Annotated in this window: 21 protein-coding genes; all 21 read left to right on the top strand. The window is 37.7% G+C overall.

What is annotated here, in order from left to right:
• The first annotated feature begins 7 nt into the window (after window positions 1-7).
• Window positions 8-2,041 carry a flagellar biosynthesis protein FlhA gene (gene flhA / locus V1L66_RS17515; RefSeq protein ID WP_036080453.1) on the top strand — a complete coding sequence of 678 codons (2,034 nt, stop codon included), beginning with the start codon at window positions 8-10 and terminating at the stop codon, window positions 2,039-2,041.
• On the top strand, window positions 2,038-3,231 hold the full coding sequence (gene flhF, locus V1L66_RS17510; protein WP_258859553.1) for a flagellar biosynthesis protein FlhF: 1,194 nt from the start codon (window positions 2,038-2,040) through the stop codon (window positions 3,229-3,231). Before flhA ends, flhF begins: the two co-directional genes overlap by 4 nt.
• A complete protein-coding gene (locus V1L66_RS17505) occupies window positions 3,228-4,103 on the top strand; it encodes a MinD/ParA family protein (protein ID WP_016994563.1) in 876 nt (291 codons plus the stop codon). The genes flhF and V1L66_RS17505 overlap by 4 nt, the downstream gene beginning before the upstream one ends.
• A complete protein-coding gene (locus V1L66_RS17500) occupies window positions 4,104-5,258 on the top strand; it encodes a chemotaxis response regulator protein-glutamate methylesterase (protein WP_016994562.1) in 1,155 nt (384 codons plus the stop codon).
• Window positions 5,259-5,273: 15 nt separating this feature from the next.
• Window positions 5,274-7,346, top strand: a complete 2,073-nt coding sequence (locus V1L66_RS17495; protein WP_036080449.1) for a chemotaxis protein CheA — start codon at window positions 5,274-5,276, stop codon at window positions 7,344-7,346.
• Window positions 7,347-7,373: 27 nt separating this feature from the next.
• Complete coding sequence (locus V1L66_RS17490) at window positions 7,374-7,820, top strand: chemotaxis protein CheW (protein WP_004269272.1); 447 nt, start codon at window positions 7,374-7,376, stop codon at window positions 7,818-7,820.
• 9 nt (window positions 7,821-7,829) lie between these two features.
• Window positions 7,830-8,462 (top strand): chemotaxis protein CheC, encoded by a 633-nt coding sequence (locus V1L66_RS17485; RefSeq protein ID WP_016994561.1) that lies wholly within the window; start codon window positions 7,830-7,832, stop codon window positions 8,460-8,462.
• Window position 8,463: 1 nt separating this feature from the next.
• Window positions 8,464-8,967: a chemotaxis protein CheD gene (locus tag V1L66_RS17480; protein WP_004269269.1), complete on the top strand. Its 504-nt coding sequence runs from the start codon at window positions 8,464-8,466 to the stop codon at window positions 8,965-8,967.
• Entirely contained in the window at window positions 8,967-9,338 is a 372-nt protein-coding gene (locus tag V1L66_RS17475; RefSeq protein ID WP_036080446.1) for a hypothetical protein, read from the top strand. Before V1L66_RS17480 ends, V1L66_RS17475 begins: the two co-directional genes overlap by 1 nt.
• Before the next feature lie 274 nt (window positions 9,339-9,612).
• Window positions 9,613-10,017 (top strand): nucleoside deaminase, encoded by a 405-nt coding sequence (locus tag V1L66_RS17470; protein WP_016994558.1) that lies wholly within the window; start codon window positions 9,613-9,615, stop codon window positions 10,015-10,017.
• Window positions 10,018-10,037: 20 nt separating this feature from the next.
• Window positions 10,038-11,261, top strand: a complete 1,224-nt coding sequence (locus V1L66_RS17465) for an amidohydrolase (protein ID WP_333005785.1) — start codon at window positions 10,038-10,040, stop codon at window positions 11,259-11,261.
• Between the two features lie 28 nt (window positions 11,262-11,289).
• The gene (locus tag V1L66_RS17460) at window positions 11,290-12,510 is read left to right on the top strand and encodes an amidohydrolase (protein WP_258859551.1); all 1,221 of its coding nucleotides are present in this window, start codon (window positions 11,290-11,292) and stop codon (window positions 12,508-12,510) included.
• Between the two features lie 438 nt (window positions 12,511-12,948).
• Entirely contained in the window at window positions 12,949-13,719 is a 771-nt protein-coding gene (locus tag V1L66_RS17455) for a FliA/WhiG family RNA polymerase sigma factor (protein WP_036080567.1), read from the top strand.
• A 23-nt stretch (window positions 13,720-13,742) separates the two neighbouring features.
• Window positions 13,743-14,045: an RNA polymerase sigma factor gene (locus V1L66_RS17450; protein WP_036080436.1), complete on the top strand. Its 303-nt coding sequence runs from the start codon at window positions 13,743-13,745 to the stop codon at window positions 14,043-14,045.
• 9 nt (window positions 14,046-14,054) lie between these two features.
• Window positions 14,055-14,633 carry a hypothetical protein gene (locus V1L66_RS17445; RefSeq protein WP_036080433.1) on the top strand — a complete coding sequence of 193 codons (579 nt, stop codon included), beginning with the start codon at window positions 14,055-14,057 and terminating at the stop codon, window positions 14,631-14,633.
• Between the two features lie 156 nt (window positions 14,634-14,789).
• Window positions 14,790-15,509, top strand: a complete 720-nt coding sequence (gene rpsB / locus V1L66_RS17440) for a 30S ribosomal protein S2 (RefSeq protein WP_004269262.1) — start codon at window positions 14,790-14,792, stop codon at window positions 15,507-15,509.
• A gap of 101 nt (window positions 15,510-15,610) precedes the next feature.
• Entirely contained in the window at window positions 15,611-16,498 is an 888-nt protein-coding gene (gene tsf / locus V1L66_RS17435; RefSeq protein WP_016994555.1) for a translation elongation factor Ts, read from the top strand.
• A gap of 214 nt (window positions 16,499-16,712) precedes the next feature.
• Complete coding sequence (gene pyrH, locus V1L66_RS17430; RefSeq protein WP_004269260.1) at window positions 16,713-17,438, top strand: UMP kinase; 726 nt, start codon at window positions 16,713-16,715, stop codon at window positions 17,436-17,438.
• Window positions 17,438-17,995, top strand: coding sequence for a ribosome recycling factor (gene frr, locus V1L66_RS17425; RefSeq protein ID WP_016994554.1), 558 nt, complete (start codon window positions 17,438-17,440; stop codon window positions 17,993-17,995). The genes pyrH and frr overlap by 1 nt, the downstream gene beginning before the upstream one ends.
• A gap of 309 nt (window positions 17,996-18,304) precedes the next feature.
• On the top strand, window positions 18,305-19,099 hold the full coding sequence (locus V1L66_RS17420; protein ID WP_333005784.1) for an isoprenyl transferase: 795 nt from the start codon (window positions 18,305-18,307) through the stop codon (window positions 19,097-19,099).
• Window positions 19,096-19,896: a phosphatidate cytidylyltransferase gene (locus V1L66_RS17415; protein WP_016994553.1), complete on the top strand. Its 801-nt coding sequence runs from the start codon at window positions 19,096-19,098 to the stop codon at window positions 19,894-19,896. The genes V1L66_RS17420 and V1L66_RS17415 overlap by 4 nt, the downstream gene beginning before the upstream one ends.
• Window positions 19,897-19,940 lie beyond the last annotated feature (44 nt).

Raw genomic sequence — 19,940 nt, 5'->3', positions numbered from 1 at the left:
GACACAAATGAAAGTTCGCGATATTGGGGTTTTAGGTGCGGTTATTTTAATCGTTGCGATGCTCATCATCCCTCTTCCTCCGTGGATGTTAAGTTTTTTAATTGTCATTAATATTACATTAGGATTAATTGTATTGCTTACAGCAATGAGTATGAAAGAAGCATTGGATTTTTCCATTTTTCCTTCGGTGATTTTACTATTAACTTTGTTCCGATTAGGACTAAGTGTTTCCACAACTCGTGCAATTTTAGCTAATGGAGATGCAGGTTCGGTCGTTGAAACCTTTGGTGATTTCGTAGTTGGAGGAAATATCCTTGTTGGTTTAGTCGTCTTCTTAATTTTAGTGTTAATTCAGTTTATTGTCATTACAAAAGGTGCAGAACGAGTAGCAGAAGTAGCAGCGCGTTTCACACTTGATGCGATGCCAGGTAAACAAATGAGTATTGATGCTGATTTAAATGCGGGGATTATTTCCGAAAAGGAAGCACGCGAACGACGTGAAAAAGTTGCGGGGGAAGCGGACTTTTACGGTGCAATGGATGGTGCTACAAAATTTGTAAAAGGGGATGCCATTGCTTCGATGGTAATGGTTATTATCAACCTATTATTTGGTATCATCATTGGCGTCGTACAAATGGGGCTTCCCTTTGCAGAAGCGGCAACTCATTTTTCGAAACTAACTGTCGGGGATGGTATTGTATCCCAAATTCCCGCCTTGCTTATTTCAACTGCTACAGGGATTGTCGTAACAAGAGCCTCTTCTAAAGGTAGTCTTGGTCAAGACATTACAGGGCAATTATTTGCTCAAGCAAAGCTGCTTTATGTAGCAGGAGGTACGATTGTATTACTAGGGCTATTTACGCCAATTCCAAACTGGGTAACACTTCCAATAGGTCTCTCGTTAATTGCGGGTGCTTATATGATGGAGCGTAAGAAGCCAGAGGATGAAGAAGAATTACAGGAGATTGAGGAAGAAGTGGCTACTGACGGCATGAAGAGCCCTGAAAATGTTGTGAATTTATTAAATGTGGACCCAATTGAATTTGAATTTGGTTATGGATTAATTCCCTTAGTAGATGCCGCTCAAGGTGGAGATTTGTTAGACCGTGTTATCATGATTCGTCGACAGCTTGCTTTGGAGTTAGGTATCGTTATCCCAGTAGTTCGTATTCGTGATAATATTCAGCTTCAACCAAATGAATATCGAATTAAAATAAAGGGGAACGAAATGGCACGAGGTGAACTTTTACTAGATCATTATTTAGCGATGAGCCCAGGCGACGATGATTCTATTGAAGGTATTGATACTGTGGAGCCATCATTTGGATTACCAGCTAAATGGATTACAGAGCAAGTAAAAGAGGATGCAGAAATGTATGGTTACACGGTTGTAGACCCACCAAGTGTGGTGTCAACACATTTAACAGAAATTATTCGAGCAAATGCTCATGAGTTATTGGGCCGTCAAGAGACAAAGCAGTTAATCGATCACTTACGGGAATCCCATCCAATTTTAGTAGAAGAATTAACACCTGCACCTTTATCTACTGGGGAAATCCAAAAGGTACTGGGTAAGCTTCTTCGAGAAAATGTATCTGTGCGTAACTTACCAATTATTTTTGAGACACTTGCAGACTATGCTAAATTAACGAGTGATACAGATATCTTAGCTGAGTATGTGCGTCAAGCATTGGCACGCCAAATTACAGCGCAGTATGTTGGGGATAGTTCGGTATTAAAGGTGATTACGGTTTCAGGTAAAGTAGAGAAAATGATTGCGGATAGTATCCAACAAACGGATCACGGAAATTACTTAGCGATGGACCCACAAGATTCTCAAACAGTATTAGAAACTATTGCAGCGGAAGTAGAGCGTGTTTCCTTTATGGAGCAATCAGCTATTATATTATGCTCTCCAGCAGTTCGGATGTATTTACGACAATTAACGGAGCGTTATTTCCCACAAATCCCGGTTCTATCCTATAATGAATTGGATGCTTCGGTTGAAATTCAAAGTGTTGGGGTGGTGAATGTTCAATGAAAATGAAAAAATATTATGCATCATCCATACCAGAGGCGATGAAGCAGGTGCGAGCAGAATTAGGTGAGGACGCAGTCATTTTAAATTCAAAAGTCGTCATTACAAAGAAATTTTTTGGCATGATAAAAAAGAAGAGTTTTGAAGTGGTTGCAGGTGTTGATGCAATGGAGCCACGTCAAGTGGCTTCAGTACCAACACCTGCTGTTCTGCCTGTAGCAAAAAAGGAAAATGCAAGGTTACAAGAGATTACAAATGCTATTCAAGCAAAAATACATCAGGAACCACCCCAGGATGTAGCAGTACATGAGGACGCTAGCATTTCAGAAGAATTGAGAAAAGAAATTGCTGATTTAAAATCATTAATGCAATCAATGCATAAAAAGACTACCCAAGCTCAATATCCCGATGAACTCTTACCCTTCATTGAATACTTAAGACAGCAAGAGCTAAGTGAAGAGCTCATCACAACGATAGGTGATGAGCTTTTTATGCATTTCAAAGAAGCATCTGAAATAAATTTTTCGCAATGTAAATTGATAACAAAAAATTTACTACGTAAGAAGCTAGAAGTACTTCCAGTCGGAGGATTGTCCTACGAAAGAAAATATATAAATATTTTAGGGCCAACAGGTGTTGGGAAGACTACAACTATTGCCAAAATGGCTGCTAGAGCTGTGTTAGAAAAAAAGAAAAAGATTGGCTTTATTACGACAGATACTTATCGGATTGCGGCAATAGAGCAGCTTAAAACATATGCTGGTCTTTTACAAGCTCCTGTTGAGATTGCTTACAATGCAACAGATTTTGAACAAGCGATCCAGAGATTATCACATTTAGATTTGGTATTTATTGATACAGCTGGTCGAAATTACAAAGAAGTCAAATACGTTGATGATCTCCAACGTCTCATAAAATTCGATGATCAAGCAGAATCTTATTTAGTCCTTGCAATGACAACGAAAGAAAGAGATATGGAGAATATTGTAGATCAATTTAAGCAATTACCAATTGAAAAATTCATTTTTACAAAAATTGATGAAACAAATTCTATTGGCACAATGATCAATTTAATGATTAAATATAATAAAGGACTTGCTTACTATACGAATGGTCAAGAAGTACCAGAAGATATTGAAGAAGCTGATTTAGAAGCAGTACTTAATTTGTTTTTTCAAGGTGAAGAAAAATGAGAGACCAAGCTGAAGCATTACGCTTAAAAATGATGAAACAGCAAGGCGAACTAGGTAGAGCGATTGCAGTTGTAAGTGGCAAAGGTGGAGTAGGTAAAAGTAACTTCACAATGAACTTTGCCATGACTTTAGCCCAAAAGGGAAAAAAAGTTGTCATTGTAGACATGGATATTGGGATGGGAAATATCCATGTCTTAATTGGGAAAAATGCTTCTTATAGTTTAAAAGATTACTTGGAAGGAAATAAGTTACTAGATGAGGTAATATTTGAAGGGCCTTACGATTTAAGGTATATTTCAGGTGGGTCAGGTATGACGAGTGTGCTTGATTGGTCTCATAGTATGTTCGAACGGCTTATTCAAGCATTTGAAGAACTTCAAAAAAACTATGATTATATTTTATTTGATATGGGGGCTGGTGCGACAAATTGGTCGCTAGATTTACTCACATCCATCGATGAAATTATCGTGATTTCAACAGCGGAACCTACTTCTATTACAGATGCGTACTCTATGATGAAATATATTCATGTTCGAGATCCAGATAAGCAGTTTTATATTCTCTGTAACCGTGCTTTCAGTAAAGAAGAAGGAATAGAAACGAATGAACGTTTACAGTTAACAATGAAACGTTTTTTAGATAAAGAAACGATCATTCTTGGCTCATTACCTGAAGACCCAGTTGTGCGTAAGGCAGTGCGCGAGCAAGTGCCATTCTCTCTTGCTTATCCAGACGCATTAATATCAAAGACATTGCAACTTATTGTCGTTCGTTTTATGGAGCAACGTGCGGGGGAAATACACGCACATGATCAAACAACGAAAAAATTTTTAACGAAACTTAGAAGTATTTTCTCGAAAGGGCGTGATTAATTGGACTTTTTGCATAAAAGCAAGCTTTTAGTTGTGGATGATTCTGCTTTTATGAGAAAGCTAATTAGTGACTTTTTTGTTGGCAACTCGAAGGTGGAAGTAGTTGGAACAGCTCGAAATGGTAAAGATGCGATCAAAAAGATACAATCGTTGAAGCCAAACGTTGTGACAATGGATATTGAGATGCCTGAAATGAATGGGCTCGACGCTTTAAAAGAAATTATGATACAATGTCCAGTTCCTGTAGTAATGCTCTCAAGTACCACGCAACGTGGGACAGAAAATGCAATTGCAGCGATTGAGGGCGGGGCAGTCGATTTTGTTGCCAAGCCGAGCGGGACCATTTCCCTTGATTTACATAAAATTCAAAATGAACTTGTGCACAAAGTGGAACAAGCTGCAACGGTGCCAATTTCCAAATTGAAAAAACCTTCTGGTAGTAAACGACAACAAGAACAAGTGACAAGGGTGAGTACCGTAATAAAGGAACCACAACAACATGGACGAACAAATACGTCTACTAATGTTGTTTCTACTAAGGTAGCCGTAACTAAACCAATGGTAGAATGGAGTAAGGTAGGCAAGAAGATTGTGTTAATTGGTACTTCAACAGGAGGACCTCGCGCACTTCAAGAGGTTGTTACTAAAATTCCTAAGTCTATCCAAGCTCCTATATTAATTGTTCAGCATATGCCTGCTGGATTTACTAAATCGCTTGCGACTCGACTTGATCAGCTAAGTGAAATTTCTGTTAAAGAAGCTGAACAGGGTGATATTTTGCAAAATGGAGTGGCTTATATTGCACCAGGTGGATATCATTTAAAGCTTAGAAAAGTAGGGACGACTTTTGGCATTGTTCTTGATAATCAAGAAGCACCAAGATCTGGCCATCGACCTTCTGTAGATGTTATGTTCGAAGATGTTAGTCAATATAAAGATTTTGATAAAGTAGCAGTGATTATGACAGGTATGGGCCATGATGGCTCTAATGGTTTAAAAGCATTAAAAAATACTGGCAATGTCATTGCTATTGCAGAATCAGCAGAAACTTGCATTGTATATGGTATGCCGAAAGCAGCAGTAGAAACGCAACTTGTTGATGAAGTTGCAGATGTAGATGATATTGCACAAACAATAATGAAATATTTGCCTTAAAAGGGGTGTCCTCTTATGGAAGTCAATCAATATTTAGAGATGTTTATTGAAGAAAGTAAAGAGCATTTACAAGCGTGTAGTGAACATTTATTAGAATTAGAAAAAAATCCAGATGATTTGGCAATTGTTGGGGAAATATTCCGCTCTGCACACACTTTAAAAGGTATGTCTGCCACAATGGGCTTTGAAGATTTAGCAGATTTAACACATAAAATGGAGAATGTTTTAGATGCCATCCGTAATGAAAAGATTCATGTTACACCCGAAATTTTAGATGTTGTATTTGAATCTGTTGATCATTTAGAGGAAATGGTGATGGATATTGCTAACGGTGGGGATGGTAAGCGTGATGTTTCCTCAACTGTTGCACAGCTAAAACGAATAGAACTAGGCGAGGAAGCAATCCCAGAGGTGGTAGCAACGATTGCTGCACCGGTTGTTGAAAGTGTATTAGAATATGATTCGTTTGAACAAACAGTCATTACACAATCGGCTGAACAAGGCTTTAATGCTTTTGAAATTTCAGTAACATTACGCGAGGATTGCCTTCTTAAGGCAGCACGTGTATTTATGGTGTTTGAGATTTTAGAAAAAGATGGAGATGTCATTAAATCAAGTCCATCTGTTGAAAAGCTAGAAGACGAGCAGTTTGACCAACAGTTTTATGTGGCTTTTGTCACAAAAACATCAGCTGAGGATATGCAGAAAAAGCTAATGAAAGTTTCTGAAGTTGATGAAGTAATTGTGACAGTAATTGACCAAAGGAAATTTAGTGAAAAAGAATTTGAAGCTCATCAAGAGGTAGCAGCAACTGTAACAGCAGTGGCTGAAGTAGCTGCTATTCCAACTGATACGCCTACTGCTAAAGCTGAGCCTGTTGCAAAACCAGTCAAAGAAGCTACACCTGCAAAGACTGATAAAAATCATGCACCTGTAGGTAATAAAACAATTCGTGTAAATATAGAACGGCTAGATATTTTAATGAACTTGTTTGAAGAGCTTGTCATTGATCGTGGTCGACTGCAATCTATCTCTACTGAAGTCAATCATGGCGAGCTAAATGAAACAGTAGAGCGTATGAGTCGTGTGATGGGCGATTTGCAAACTATTATTTTAACAATGCGAATGGTACCAGTAGAAACAGTTTTCAATCGTTTCCCGAAAATGATTCGTCAGCTATCACGTGATTTAAATAAGAAAATCAACCTTGAAATTATTGGTGCTGAAACAGAACTAGATCGTACAGTAATCGATGAAATTGGAGATCCGCTTGTTCACTTGATCCGAAATTCTGTGGATCATGGCATTGAGAATCCAACTGCTCGTCGTGCAAAAGGTAAGCCTGAAGAAGGAACGGTCGTATTGCGTGCCTATCATAGCGGAAACTACGTCTTTATTGAAATTGAAGACGATGGAGCGGGCATAAATCGAGAAAAAGTATTAGCGAAAGCTATTTCAAAAGGTATTGTTACACAAGAACAATCTTATTCAATGTCTGATAAACAAATAAATGAGCTTATCCTAGCCTCAGGCTTCTCAACTGCAGATGTCATTTCGGATGTATCTGGTCGTGGAGTAGGTTTAGATGTTGTAAAAACAACGATCGAATCACTAGGTGGCAATATTTCAATTGAATCAACACAAGATGTTGGATCCATCTTCTCGATTCAATTACCACTGACATTATCGATTATTTCAGTTATGCTTGTGGAGATTGAAAAGGAAATTTATGCAATTCCACTATCTTCTATTATTGAAACATCTATTATCCGTTCATCAGAGATTATGAATGCGCATAATCAAAAAGTAATCGACTTCCGTGGCAAAGTTGTACCATTGGTATTCTTAGAGGAAATCTTTGAGGTACCTCGTCAAGAGCATCAAGATGAAGAATTCCACTCAGTAGTGATCGTCCGTAAGGGTGAAAAACTTGCTGGTTTAGTGGTGGATTCATTCATTGGCCAACAAGAAATTGTCTTGAAGTCTTTAGGAAATTACTTAACAAATATCTTTGCCATTTCAGGAGCAACAATCTTAGGCAATGGTAAAGTAGCCTTAATTGTAGATTGCAACGCACTAATTAAATAAGGTGAATGAATAAGAGAGGTGTAAAGTATGACAAATGCAGTGGAGCAAGAAAGTATTAAAGTAATAGTTTTTCAGTTAGCAGATAAAGAATATGCAATTCCTGTGTCCCATGTTCAAGGTATCGAGAAATTAATGCATATCACACGTGTACCGAAAACAGCGAAATACGTAAAAGGTGTAATCAATCTACGAGGTGTTGTCACACCGATTGTGGATTTACGTGAACGTTTTGAATTACCTATTTCTGAACATGAGGAAACAACACGCATTATCATTATTTCATTAGAAGATATGGAAGTAGGCTTTGTAGTGGATTCCGCTAACGACGTTATCGATATTCCTGCAAGTGCTATTGAACCGCAACCTGAAGTCGTTGGCTCACTTGAAGAAGAATTTATTTCAGGCGTTGCTAAAGTAGAGAAGCGATTATTAATCTTATTACATTTAGAAAAAGTATTAAATCCACTAAAGTAGGGATCGATAATGACATTTAATCAAAAAATTACATCACTACATTTAGATGTATTAAAGGAAATTGGAAACATTGGTGCTGCGCATGCCGCGACAGCACTTTCCAATTTACTTGGGAAAAAAATTGATATGCGCGTTCCAAAGGTAGAAATGGTGTCCTTTAACGATATGATGGAGTTGGCTGGTGGATCAGAAAACGTTGTTGTTGGCATTTTCCTTCGTATTGAAGGTGATGCTGAAGGAAGTATGTTCTTTATTTTACCTATCGAACAAGCAAACCGCTTTATACGTCGACTCATTTTCGACGATTCTTTTGACTTTGAAAAACGACCTGTTTCAGAGTTAGGTTTATCAGCTATGCAAGAAATGGGAAATATTTTATCGGGCTCTTATTTATCTGCCTTATCGGATTTTACTAATTTAAAAATTTATCCGACTGTGCCAGGTCTAAGTGTTGATATGTTTGGAGCTATAATAAGCATTGGTTTAATAGAATTATCTCATGTCAGTGATAATGTTATTGTTATAAATACATCCATTTTTGAAGAAGGTGTGGAAGACCATGAAACGGTGAGGGGCCATTTCTTCCTACTACCAGATCCTGACTCATTTGATGCGATTTTTAAAGCATTAGGGGTTTCGTGATATGTTAACCAATAGTAGTGGACAAGTGATTAAAGTGGGAATTGCACAAATGGATGTAGTAAAGCTACCTAACACGATTCGAACTTCTGGTCTTGGTTCATGTGTCGGTGTTATTTTGTATGATGAGTCAAAAAAAATTGCTGGTTTAATCCATGTGATGTTACCAGATTCCAGTTTAGGAAGAGCTGAGTCAATCAATGTCGCGAAATTTGCAGATTCAGGGATTGCTGCAATGATTGATTTATTAAAGTTAGAGGGCGTTCAAAAATTTAAGCTCAAGGCAAAAATTGCAGGGGGTGCGCAGATGTTCCAATTTACTTCTGACAAAGATACAATGCGTATTGGTCCCCGCAATGTAGAAGCTGTCAAAAATGAATTAAAGAGACAGGGCATCCCTTTAGTGGCAGAGGATACTGGTGGAAATAGTGGTAGAACGATTGAATTTAATCCTGCAACGTCGATATTACATATCCGAACAGTTAACCAGGGAGTGAGTGAAATCTAATGTTTGGTTCTATATTTTACAACCTATGGGGAGCATTAATTGCCTTTTCGATTTATTTTTTTAGTACATTTCAAAAACCATTTACGCCTCTGCGAATCCTAATTAGCTCTTTTATTGTAGCAACCATCGCATTTTTTGTAATGTTCATTGTACGTTTTCTAATTGCTTACATCTTGTTTACACCAGAAGTAGATGAGGAAGCGGTTGAAGGTGAATTAGAAGAAAAGGAACTTGATTCTACAGAAGGCGTAAACCATGAAGTGCCAACAGCTAATTCTACGGTTGAATTTCAAGATGAGAATACCGAGGAAATTGCACAAGTAGTAAGAACGATGATGAATCGAGAAGAAGATCAACAAGTGAATGCATAAAAAAAGAGTCGTGAGTAACGACTCTTTTTTTATTTGGCTTGAAGTTTGTATTATACGAAAAACTTAAGTAAAATTTATTTTTTTTATATTATTCATATATACAGTCCTCATGTTAGCATATTTGTACAAAGGTAAAAGCTATTAATCAGAAAACCACAAGTTATAAAAATGTAGCTTGTTCTGTCAATCAATCAACAGAAAAAATGTTGATTATGGATAATTTCAATTGTTGAAAAGGAAAGAGAAATTTGCAATTTCTAGGAGAGGGAACTGTATGAAATCTTATGACTTTATGAAAAAAGCGCTTGAACTAGCTAAGGAAAATGAAAGAACAAAACATGGTGCTCCTTTTGGTGCAATTGTGGTCAAAAATGGACAAATTATTGGCTCTGGTGTAAATGAGGTTACCATCACCAATGATGTAACGAATCATGCAGAGATTCAAGCAATCCGTCAAGCTTGTCATGCACTGAAAACAACCAATTTAGAAGGTTGCGAAATGTATGCAAGCACGGAGCCATGTCCTATGTGTTTGAGCGCCATTTATTATTCTAAAATTTCTACAGTTTATTATTTTAATGCTAGTAATTCTAGTCAAGATTATGTCTATCATCAACTTTCTTTACCACATCAAGAGAGGGCCATTCAAATGGTTCATCTAGCTATTAATCTTCAATAAAATTCGGGGAGGACCAATCAATGATACCAACAGCATACTGGCTAACAAATGTACGATTAGAAACGGGTTATGGTTACGATAATGGGGCTGTTATAGAAACAAAAACAGCTCTTTTTAATGTACAGGTCGAAAATGGTAAAATAACTCAAATTATAAGTGCAGATCAGCCTTTAGAGACTGATTTGCCTAAACGAAATGCACATAGTTATTTAATGCTCCCTTCTTTTAGAGATATGCATATTCATATTGATAAAACCTATTTTGGTGGACCATGGAAGGCTCCTTCGATTCCCACAGAAGGTCTTATCACAAGATTAAAAGAAGAAGAGATTCTACTGCCAAGCTTATTGCCTGTTGCAGAGGAAAGAGCAAAAAAGTTACTAGATTTGCTATTACATGCAGGATCAACACATATTCGCACGCATTGTAATATTGATCCGTTTATCGGATTGAAAAATTTAGAAGCAGTCTTAAGAGCTAAAGAGGCTTACAAAGATAAAGTTGATTTGGAGATTGTCGCTTTCCCACAACATGGCCTCTTACGTAGTGAATCCATTTCTTTAGTAAGGGAAGCTTTGCGAAGTGGAGCGTCTCTAGTAGGCGGTGTAGACCCAGCATCGATTGATGAAAATATAGAAAAATCCTTACAAACGGTGATGGAATTAGCAGTAGAAGCTAATGCAAATGTTGATCTGCATATCCATGATCCTGGTCATCTTGGTATTTTTACCTTTAAACGATTAGCTGCATTAACGGAGGAAGCAGGTTGGCACGGCCGAGTGACAATTAGTCATGCCATGGCCTTAGCTGATGTTTCTACTAATGAAGCAAGTGAAGTGGCAGCGTTACTAGCTCATCACGGTATTGACATTACTTCGTCTGTTCCTTTGAATCATACCATTCCTATTCCGTTATTAGATCAACAAGGTGTTCATATCTCGTTAGGTGATGATAGTATTACAGATCACTGGTCGCCGTTTGGTATAGGTGACAGCCTAGAAAAAGTAGGCACGCTAGCTGAACGCTTTGGCTTAAGTGATGAACGTTCACTTGGTCAAAGTCTAAAGTATATTACTGGAGGCATAACACCTTTAAACAAGGATGGACAGCTACAATGGCCGAAAATTGGAGATATAGCCAATGTCGTGTTTGTAGAAGCAACTTGCTCAGCAGAAGCAGTCGCAAGGAGAGCAAGGAGAGTGGCAGTGCTTTTTAAAGGAAATATAGTTGTAGGCAAGCTTTAATTATTGAAGAAGAAAGGATAAATCTGAAATGAACTCTACTTTCTGGTTAACAAATGTACGTCTTGAAACAGATTATCACTTTGTAAATGGCACGATAACTAAAACGAATACGGCTTGTGCTCATCTATTCATTAAAGATGGAACCATTGCAGAAATAGTTGCTGCTGATAGTCAATTAAATGATGATTATCCAAAAAAAGATATGAAACAGCTATTAGCACTACCTTCTTTTATAGAAAAACATTGTCATTTGGATAAAACTCTCTTGAGCGACAAATGGCGGGCAGTTACACCTGTGAATAATATTTTTGAACGCTGTGAGATTGAAAAAGAGGTACTGCCAACATTGCATACAACTACACAACAACGCGCTGAGGAATTACTTAGTCGTTATGTGCAGTTAGGGGTTACACATGTACGTACGCATGTGGATTTATATCCTGAGGTAGGTTTGAAAAATTTAGAGGAGGTTCAAAAAGCTTTCCAAACTTTTGAAGGGAAATTGTCTTATGAAATCGTTGCCTTTCCGCAACATGGTCTATTACGAACAAAGGCAACCAGTTTAATAAGAGAGGCTTTACGTTCTGGGGCTGGATTTGTAGGAGGTGTCGATCCAGCTACAGTGGATGGTGATATTGAGGCTTCTCTACAACAAATGGTGGAACTCGCTGTTGAAGGAAACGCAGGGATTGATTTGCATTTGCATGACCCAGACCAATTAGGTACTTTCACAATGAAGAGATTAGCCCAATTAACAAAGGAAGCGGGTTTACAGGGGAAAGTAGCCATTAGCCATGCCTTTGGGCTAGGAGATGTTTCACGCTCTGAGGCAGAAGAAATGGCAGACATCTTACGTGATGCAGGCATTACCATTGTGACGAGTGTCCCCCTACGTAGAAAGTTCCCGCCTGTTGGTTTGTTAAACAGTAAAGGCGTACCCGTTGCAATTGGTTGTGACAATATCTTTGATGTTTGGTCGCCGTTTGGTAATGGAGATTTATTAGAACGAGCTGGGCGTTTGGCAAAAAGTTCAGGTTGGGGGGATGAACGCTCATTAGCTCAAACCCTTCAATTTATTACAGGTGGAAAAACCCCACTTAATCAAGCAGGTGAGCAAACATGGCCAAAAGTGGGAGATAGTGCAAATATGGTGTTCTTGGAGGCCTCTTGCTCTGCTGAAGCAATTGCTCGAAGATCTCAACGCAAGGCAACCATGTTCAAGGGGAACTTTGTCTCTAGTTCGATTTAAAGCATAATTTATTACTAAAGAGTTGGTTCCATATTTTAGGTATTATTGTTCTTTTGTTCAATTTGTTTGTTGTTCTACAGTATTGCTAAAACTATATGAAAGAATTCAATAGCTTCATAAACTAAAAGCTTCATTATATCCAACTGTATCCGCGTGTCATTACACAATCAGGATACAGTTTTTCTATGTCTTTAAAAAACAAAGGAATATATTAGAGACTAAGAGAAACAAATGAAATTATAGTCGATTCTTGTTATAATATAGGAAAGATGGCAACTGCTTATCGGGCTTTAACTATTCAGGGCTCACGTCTAAATTAGCTTACATGTGGATTTTTATAAAAATAGCTGAGAAATCCTGTTGAATGATAAATTTTAAGAGCGCAGGTAGTCGTTGGCACATGAGCGTGAAAAAGCGTTTTTTAGAGAGGTGGATTTCATGACACAACCAATTCTGAACGATGAGCAAAAACTATGGAATCGATGGATACATGAGCGTGATCCAGATGCTGGTGATTTACTTATAAAAAAATACATTTCTTTAGTATCTTATCATGTCCAACGTATTGGTGCAGGTCTGCCAAAAAGCGTATCACGAGACGATTTAACGAGTTTAGGGATGGTAGGACTTTTTGATGCATTAAATAAATTTGACATTAACAGAGATTTAAAATTTGATACATATGCTTCGTTTAGAGTAAGAGGAGCCATCATTGATGGTCTACGAAAAGAAGACTGGTTACCACGGTCAGCGCGTGAAAAAGCCAAAAAATTAGATGCGCAGATTGAACAACTAGAGCAGAAATATATGCGTCATGTAACGCCTGAGGAACTTGCGGAGCATATGGAAGTATCTGTTGAAGATGTTTATCAAACTGTGCAAGAGCATTTTTTTTCAAATGTTCTTTCTATTAATGAACAACAAGATCAAGAAGAAACAGATGGCAAGTCATTTGTCATACGCGACGATACAACAAAAACACCTGAGCAAGCAATCATTAAATCAGAGTTATTAGATGATCTAGCGGAAAATATACAGAAACTCAATGAAAAAGAACAGCTTGTCCTTAGTTTATTTTACACGGAGGAGTTAACTTTGACTGAAATTGGTGAAATGCTTGAACTATCAACTTCCCGTATTTCACAAATTCATTCAAAAGCGCTATTAAAGCTACGAAAGCTATTATCTAGTGAAATGATTAATGCGTAAATATCCTTGAGGGAGAGATTCCAATGAGTTTAAAAGGTGTCGAGTTACAGATTGCTATACCAAAAACATTTGAAGCAGGGAAAATGGCGGATCAGGCACAGCAACAAGTATTAGCTCAGCAAGCACATGCAAATGAAGCATTAAAAAAAGAAGTAGAGCGCAAACAAAAAATTGTCAACACATCAGAAGGTATGGATGAAATTAGTGAGGATGAAGATGCGGGTGGTGAGTATTTAACAGGCTTTCATAAAAAGAAAAAAAAGGATCAACAAGAAAAACAGGCACAACATCCGTTTAAAGGGAATTTCGTGGATTTTAGTGGATAGGAGTTTACAATGACAACCATTCTAATAGCGGTGCTATTCTTTTTACAGCTAATTTCTTTTTACTTTCTTATCATTTTAAATACAAAGTTAGCAAAGTTTAAAGATTTGGAAAAGAAGCAAGAACGATTAATGCGGGAAATGGATGATACCATTAGTGTGTACTTAACAGAAATGAAAGATGAAAATGATCGTCTTATTAAAGAGTTACAAAATGTCTCACAGTCGGAAATAGCGGCTAGTAGCATGCAGCACACGGAACAATATATGTCACCTCAGGAGGAGCCGCCTTTGCCAGTAGTACAGGAGGTGAAAAGTGATAGTTCTCTATCTTTAGAGAAAGATGCTCGTATCTATGTACCTAAGAATATTGTCGCAAATGCTTATTCACGTCAGCAACATACAGGTTCCAAAATGGTGAAAACAGCTTCACCTCTAAAAGTGGAGGAGCAAAAAGAACCAGATAAAGTACTGACAGTGGAACAACAGGCTCTAGAATTAGCAAAGCAGGGAAAATCACCAGAGGAAATAGCGAAACAACTGCAAAAGGGTAAAACAGAAATCGAGCTTTTACTAAAATTCCATCACTAAATTGTTGCGAATCGTTCAAAGCTATGATATAGTTGCAAATGGTGTTATTACTACACACGTATTTTGATACAGTAAGTGGTGCTCTAAGCTTAGGGTAGCTTGTTGTAGATGATAAATGCGGAGGATAAAAACCAAACATATTAGGAGGAAATTCACATGTCAGTAATTTCTATGAAACAATTACTTGAAGCTGGTGTACATTTCGGTCACCAAACTCGTCGTTGGAACCCAAAAATGAAGAAATATATCTTCGTTGAACGTAACGGGATCTACATCATCGACTTACAAAAAACTGTTAAAAAATTAGAGGAAGCTTATGACTTCATGCGTCAAGTTGGTCAAGACGGTGGTAAAGTTCTTTTCGTTGGTACGAAAAAACAAGCACAAGAAGCGATCAAAGATGAAGCTGAACGTTCAGGCAACTACTACATCAACCAACGTTGGTTAGGTGGTACTCTTACAAACTTCGGTACAATTCAAAAACGTGTTGCACGTATGAAACAAATCGAAAAAATGGAAGAAGAAGGAACTTTTGAAGTTCTTCCTAAAAAAGAAGTAATCCAACTTAAAAAAGAACACGAACGTCTAATCAAATTCTTAGGCGGTATCCGTGATATGCACGATCTTCCAGACGTAATGTTCGTGGTTGACCCACGTAAAGAACGTATTGCGGTTGCAGAAGCTCGTAAATTAAACATCCCTCTAGTAGGTATTGTTGATACTAACTGTGATCCAGATGAAATCGACTACGTAATCCCTGCTAACGATGATGCTATTCGCGCTGTTAAACTTTTAACTGCTAAAATGGCTGACGCTTTAATCGAGTCAAAACAAGGTGAAGAAGAAGCTCCAGCTGTAGAAGCTGCTGCTGAGTAATTCACGTTTACAAAAAGGTGATAAGTGGCTCAAAACCCTTATCACCTTTTTTAGAACCTATCATTAAATTATGTTCAACCAATTTGAGGAGGAAACACTAAATGGCAAACATTACTGCACAATTAGTAAAAGAATTACGCGAAAAAACTGGCGCTGGAATGATGGATTGTAAAAAAGCGTTAGTACAAACTGATGGCGACTTAGAAGCTGCAATCGATTTCCTACGTGAAAAAGGTCTTTCTTCAGCTGCTAAAAAAGCTGACCGTATCGCTGCAGAGGGTACAACTTACATTTTAGAACAAGGTAACGAAGCAATCATCCTTGAAGTAAACGCTGAAACTGACTTTGTTGCGAAAAACGATAAATTCCAAGTATTAGTTGCATCTTTAGCTGAGCAATTACTTGCTGCTAAACCTGCATCAGTTGAAGCTGCTTTAGAGCTTGCAAATGCTGAAGGCGTAAAAATTGTAGATCAAATCTCAACTGCTATTGCAACAATTGGAGAAAAAATTACACTTCGTCGCTTCGAAATTAAAACAAAATCTGATGCAGATGCATTCGGTTCATACTTACACATGGGTGGCCGTATCGGTGTATTAGTAACTTTAGAAGGTTCTACTGATGCAGCAGCTGCTAAAGATGTTGCTATGCACATTGCAGCAATCAACCCAACTTATGTTTCTCGTGATGAAGTTTCTGCTGAAGAAGTTGAACGTGAGCGTAAAGTATTAACTGAACAAGCTCTTAACGAAGGTAAACCAGAAAACATCGTTGCAAAAATGGTTGAAGGCCGTCTTGGTAAATACTTCGAAGATGTTTGCTTACTTGACCAAACTTTCGTTAAAAACTCAGATCAAAAAGTACGTGATTTTGTAGCTTCAACTGGTGGTTCTGTAAACGGCTTTGTACGTTACGCTGTTGGTGAAGGTATCGAAAAACGTGAAGATAACTTTGCAGAAGAAGTAATGAGCCAAGTTAAAGGTAACTAATTTAGCTTGCATTTGATTCTAATCAAATAATATCTAGATTATCTAGACAAAAAAATGGGGAACACAACATAGCGTGTTCCCTATTTTTCCGAAGTGAATGAAAAATTGAAGAATTTTCTATTCTGCCTTATTCACAACTAGCAATTATTGTTAGATATACTATAATGGAAAAGGGAATAGGGATGTTTTAAATAAAGTCTTACGGAGGTTTACAATGAGTGTACCGCAATATAAACGAGTAGTTATTAAACTAAGTGGTGAAGCGTTAGCTGGAGAAGCGGGCTTCGGTTTATCACCAAAAATAATCAAGTCTGTTGCAGAAGAAGTAAAAGAAGTAGTAGATCTTGATGTAGAAGTTGCTGTTGTTGTAGGTGGCGGTAATATATGGCGTGGGAAAATAGGTAGTGAAATGGGAATGGATCGTGCTGCTGCGGACTATATGGGCATGCTGGCAACCGTAATGAACTCCCTAGCTTTACAAGATGCACTTGAAAAATTAGGCATTGAAACACGTGTTCAATCTTCTATTGTGATGACTCAAGTAGCGGAGCCATACATTCGTCGTAAAGCAGTTAGACATCTTGAGAAAAAGCGTGTCGTTATCTTTGCAGCAGGGACAGGTAATCCGTTCTTCTCTACTGATACGACTGCCGCATTACGAGCAGCAGAAATTGACGCTGATGCAATTTTAATGGCTAAAAACAATGTCGATGGCGTTTATTCAGCGGATCCTAAAGTGGATGAGACAGCCATTAAATATGATACACTCACATACTTAGACGTTATCCAACAAGGCTTACAAGTAATGGATTCAACGGCTTCTACTTTATGTATGGATAACGATATCCCGCTAATTGTTTTCTCAATTACGGAGCCGGGTAACATTAAACGTGCTGTACAAGGCGAGAAAATCGGAACAGTTGTTAGGAGGAATGTATAATGGCTAAACAAGTATTAGAACAAGCAAAAGAAAAAATGAACAAAACAATCGCAGCTTTCTCACGCGAACTAGCATCTATTCGTGCGGGTCGTGCGAATGCATCTCTATTAGATCGTATTTCGGTTGATTACTATGGAGCGCCAACACCAATTAACCAACTTGCGGGTGTTTCTATACCTGAAGCTCGTTTATTAGTAATCACACCTTACGATAAATCAATTTTAGGTGATATTGAAAAAGCAATTATGAAATCAGATATTGGTATCACACCAACAAATGATGGTTCTGTCATCCGTCTTATGATTCCCGCTTTAACAGAAGAGCGTCGTAAGGATCTAGTAAAACAAGTGAAAAAAGAAGCGGAAGACGCAAAAATTGCTGTCCGTAATGTTCGTCGTGATGCAAATGATGATTTGAAAAAACTTGAAAAAGCTGGCGAAATCACAGAAGACGATCTACGTGGCTATGGTGAAGATATTCAAAAATTAACAGATGAATTCATTGTAAAAGTAGATCAAGTAGCGAAAGATAAAGAAAAAGAAATTTTAGAGGTGTAAACAAACCTTTTACACGTCTATGATGGAACTTTTTGAGGAGATGAAGGCGTCCTATACTTAACAGGACGTCTTTTCTCTTTATTATTCATAGCCAAATTGCTGACTCAAGTAGAGAGCATGTATGAATGTGAAAAGGTCATTAATAATACAATCATCATTTTTTAACAAACTCATTCTTTAATATGTGTATAGTTCTAGAATAAGCTAGTACATACATAGTCAATTTAGAGGGAAAAAAAAGACAAAAGGCGCTTTTGTTTGATATGATAGGTTAGTATACGTCCGATTAGTTGTAGTGGGGGAGTTAGCATGTTTAAAAAGCTATTAGGTAAACAAATAAATATGGATACACTATCATTGGAGGAGCGTGTGGCCCTAGCTAAAAGCGAGCCGATTCCTGCCCATGTAGCGATTATTATGGACGGAAATGGACGTTGGGCGAAGAAACGAGCTATGCCACGTGTGGCTGGTCATCATGAAGGAATGAAGACGGTGCGTAAGGTGACGAGATTTGCGTCAGATTTGGGTATTAAAGTCTTAACTGTCTATGCATTTTCCACTGAAAATTGGAAGCGACCAAAACCTGAGGTTGATTTTCTTATGAGGCTACCTGTTGAGTTTTTAGGTTCCTTTTTACCAGAAATGATGGAGCGTAATGTACGTGTCGAAATGATTGGAGACCCCTCTTTATTACCTGCCCATACACAAAAAGCGTTGTATGAGGCAATGGAAGAAACGAAGCATAATACAGGGCTTATTTTAAATTTTGCGCTAAATTATGGTAGTCGTTCTGAAATGGTCAATGCCATGAAAATAATGCTTCAAAAAGTGCAGGACGGTCAATTAACGATGCAAGACATAACAGAAGATTGCTTAACATCTCATTTAATGACGGCCCATTTACCTGAGCCAGATCTTTTAATTCGTACAAGTGGTGAAGTGCGATTAAGTAACTTTATGTTATGGCAGCTCGCCTATACAGAATTTTGGTTTACAGATACATTGTGGCCAGATTTTAGTGAGGAAAACTTACTGGAAGCGGTGGAAAACTATCAGAAACGTAATCGCCGTTACGGTGGGTTGAAGGGAGAAGAAACAACTTGAAACAACGAATTATCACGGCAATAATTGCAGCAGCACTTTTTATTCCGTTCGTTATTTATGGCAAAGTACCGTTTACCATACTTGTGCTCGCAATGGCTATTGTCGGTTTTTATGAAATACTTAAGATGAAAGGTATTTCCATCTTTTCTGTGCCTGGCTTCTTAGGGCTAGTCACTTTAATATTACTGGTTATCCCGAAGGACTGGAGTGAAAAGGTTGTAGAATTAATAGGCTATTCATCTAATCTAATGGTAGTCTATGGTCTAATGATGCTACTTCTTATTTACGTGGTTTTAGTAAAAAATAAAATAACCTTTGATGAAGTTGGCTTTATTTTATTAGGCGCATTTTATGTGGGCTTAGGATTCCATTATTTAATTGAAACTAGAAATGTTGGATTAGAGTATGTTGTCTATTGCTTATTAGTTGTTTGGACAACAGATTCTGGTGCTTATTTTGTAGGTAGAAAATTAGGGAAAAATAAGTTATGGCCAGAAATTTCACCTAAGAAAACGATCGAAGGCTTTATAGGTGGAATCGTCATTGCTGTTATTTTTGCAGTTGGTATGCAACTCATTTACCCATTCGCAAATGGTTATATATCACTTGTTTTAGTAACGATTTTTGCCTCAATCATTGGTCAAATGGGGGATTTGGTAGAGTCTGCTATTAAACGCCACTTTGATGTAAAAGATTCAGGCAATATTTTACCAGGGCATGGGGGAATTTTAGATCGCTTTGATAGTCTATTATTTGTCGTGCCTCTACTCCATTTTTTACATTTATTTAGTAATTAATTGTATAGGGAAAGACTCTTGCTAAATCATTTGCTTAGATAGAA

Origin of the sequence: Lysinibacillus sp. IITD104, assembly GCF_036698265.2 — a bacterium.
Lineage (GTDB): Bacteria > Bacillota > Bacilli > Bacillales_A > Planococcaceae > Lysinibacillus > Lysinibacillus boronitolerans.
This window is presented reverse-complemented; position numbering and strand designations above follow the sequence as displayed.